Consider the following 2,150-nt stretch of genomic DNA (forward strand, 5'->3'; position numbering starts at 1 on the left):
CTTCACCCCGGAAGTGGCATTTCTACCATTCGTCTACAGCAAAGTGCCATCCGTCTAAGCCCTTTACTTTTGGGCGTCTGATCTTGACATATTTGCACTCAAAACAGAAATAGAAACTTAACCTTTCACCATGAATGCATTTGGTATATCATCCAAAAAAATAGCCCCAGAACAGCTCTTTATGGGCAGTGTAATGCTGGTTAATGCCGGGAATTACCTCTATAACCTAATATTAGGAAGGTTCCTGGGGCCAGAAGTATTTGCAGAGGCGGCCTTGCTGGTCACCATGCTTTTGATCGTCTCCTTTGTTGGGATGACCTTTCAAATTGCCACAACCAAATTCACGGTGGTATTGTCCGGGCAAGACCGCAGGGCTTTCCTGGTTAAAATGATGCGCCTGGCCCTTATTCTGGGTGTCGGAGGGGCTACCCTGATCCTGATGCTTTCTGATTTTATGCAGCAAGTGTTCCGAACCTCCTCCTCAGGCATGTTTTTCATTTTTGGTCTTGGTATCCCCGTCTACTTTGCCATGTGCATTAACAGGGGATTCCTGCAAGGCCGGCAACAATTCGGGTCGCTTTCCCTGACGTATCAAACCGAAATGTGGAGCCGATTGCTCATCACCCTGCTGTTATTGTTTATTCTGCCCTGGAATCCTGCAATCATTGTGGCTACTGGGATCGTAATCTCCTTTTTATTCGGGATCATCCCTTTCAGGAGAAAAGATTACCAGCTCAGGAACGGCTTTCAGCTCGACCCGGCCACCTGGGCCAAGGCAAAAACATTCCTGTTGTTAACTGCGGGCTATGAGCTGACCCAGATTCTGATCAACAACAGTGATGTACTTTTAGTGAAGCACTATTTTGGAGCGGAGGAAGCCGGTCTTTATGCGTCTATCGCTTTGATTGGTCGGGTAGTGTATTTTGTGGCCTGGATGTTTGTAATGCTGCTCCTGCCCGACGTGCTTCAGAAAAGGAAACAGGGTCTGGATACACGTCCTGTACTTATCAGATATATTACCTACATCGGTATTTTTTCTGGAGCCATCGTACTGGGATGTTATCTTTTCCCAGAGTTGATTATCTCACTAATGTTCGGGGAGGCATATCTTCCTGCGGCAGGATTATTATGGCGATATGCCCTTGCCACTTCCCTTTTTGCACTGTCCAACATTTTCGCTTATTATTTCCTGTCGCTTGACCGCTACATCCCTGTGATCCTCTCGGGAATTTTGGGTGTTTCCCAGATCCTCCTGATCTTAGTATTCCATTCGAGCCTGAGCTTGGTAATTGGCGTTCAGATACTGGCTATGCTTTCCCTCTTCGTGTTCCAGTGGATATATTATTTGAGCCATAAGTGATAAGCATAATTTGGGATGCTGAAGCTATACTAAGGGGACCTGTTTAAAGGTCCCTTTTTTTATTTCAAGAATACCTGACATGCTTTGAAAACTACTTTATCGATGGCCAGCTTCCATTCGTCTACAGCAAAGGGGCATCCAACTCATAAGCGCCTTGAATACGAATTAAACGCGAGATATTTGTGCTGTAATTAAACCTAAAACTTAACCTTATGAAATTAGCAATTGTAACAGCGTATCCCCCGAGTAAGGTGACCCTTACAGAATACGGATACCATTTGGTAAAACACTTCAGACTACTGGATGAGGTGGACGAAATTGTCCTGATCACTGATAAGACTACGGAGGAAAAGGACCTCAATTTCGAGGAGGAAGGATGTAAAATCACAGTGAAAGAAAGCTGGAGTTTCAACAGTTATACAAATTTCTTCCGAATTGCCCGAACCCTGGAAGAAGTTAAGCCAGACGCAGTACTCTTCAACCTTCAATTTTTAAAATTTGGAGACAGGAAAGTGCCGGCTGCTTTAGGTCTTATGCTACCTATGTATTGTCGCTTCCGCGGCATCCCAACCATTTCACTGCTTCACAATATCCTGGAGCAGGTAGACCTGGACAATGCCGGTATTACAGAAAAAAAATGGCTTCAGAAGGTGTACAACTTCATTGGCACCACCCTGACCAGGATGGTATTGCGATCTGATATCCTGGCGGTAACGATCAGTAAGTATGTGGACATCCTGGAACGCAAATACAAGGCGCGTAACGTTGCCCTGGTTCCCCACGGTACTTT

At 45.3% G+C, this 2,150-nt stretch carries 2 protein-coding genes; both read left to right on the top strand.

Translation table 11 applies throughout. From position 1 onward, the window contains the following. Positions 1–130: 130 nt before the first annotated feature. Positions 131–1,360 (top strand): MATE family efflux transporter, encoded by a 1,230-nt coding sequence (locus AC4E7D_RS14285; RefSeq protein WP_490174448.1) that lies wholly within the window; start codon positions 131–133, stop codon positions 1,358–1,360. A gap of 212 nt (positions 1,361–1,572) precedes the next feature. After that, positions 1,573–2,150: glycosyltransferase family protein (locus tag AC4E7D_RS14290; protein ID WP_490174449.1), on the top strand; the 578-nt coding region annotated here is incomplete at its 3' end.

It is taken from the genome of Lentiprolixibacter sp. (genome assembly GCF_982873095.1).

Excerpts from the sequence above, each read along its gene's own strand:
- AC4E7D_RS14285 (WP_490174448.1), top strand. The coding sequence starts at position 131 with ATGAATGCATTTGGTATATCATCCAAAAAAATAGCCCCAGAACAGCTC.